Genomic DNA, 656 nt, shown 5'->3' on the forward strand with positions numbered 1-656 from the left:
ATTTATCATAAGTAATCGTCAGGCTATTCGTGACTCTGCGGGGTTCACGCCAAGTAAAAATATCATCTAATTCTTCGGCTGTTTCAGTGATAGGCCGATGTAGATCCTTAGGATTAAAAGCCATCTTGGCGAACTTCTGATTGAACTGCTCAATGAAGCAGGGTAGCCAGGCATTAGCTTGCTCAATCGAGCTGATACCTTCCAGACGCATCTCCTTGATCAGACGGTCCTGAAGGGTTCTGTTGGCACGTTCCACACGGCCTTTGGCCTGTGGTGAATTGGCGAAGATGATATCGATATTCAGGGTACTGAGTACGCGTCCAAACTGGGTAATCTTGGTGTCTTTCTTGCTGCTTTGATTCACCCTGAAGACTGAATGTTTGTCGCTGTAAAATGCCAACGGCTTACCATGCTGCTCAACATACAAGCGTGTTGAAATCATATAATCAAAGGCTGATTCTGATTCACAGAAGCGTAAATGCTGCAATTTTCCTGTAGCATCATCGATAAACACCAGCAGACAGCATTTAGCAGCGCGTCCTTCAAACCAGTCATGATATGAGCCATCAATTTGGATCAGTTCACCAAAGCAATCCCGGTTGTAACGAGGCTGATACGGGCGTTTCAGGCGCTTGGATCGAGGAATCCATAAGTCA

1 pseudogene is annotated in these 656 nt (G+C 45.7%); it reads right to left on the reverse strand.

Annotated features, from left to right (window positions below):
* A pseudogene (locus ACG9ZB_RS16685) lies at positions 1-656 on the reverse strand (ISNCY-like element ISAjo2 family transposase); the annotation flags it as partial.

The sequence above is a fragment of the Acinetobacter johnsonii genome (genome assembly GCF_048551975.1).
In the GTDB taxonomy this organism is placed as follows: Bacteria; Pseudomonadota; Gammaproteobacteria; order Pseudomonadales; family Moraxellaceae; genus Acinetobacter; species Acinetobacter johnsonii_A.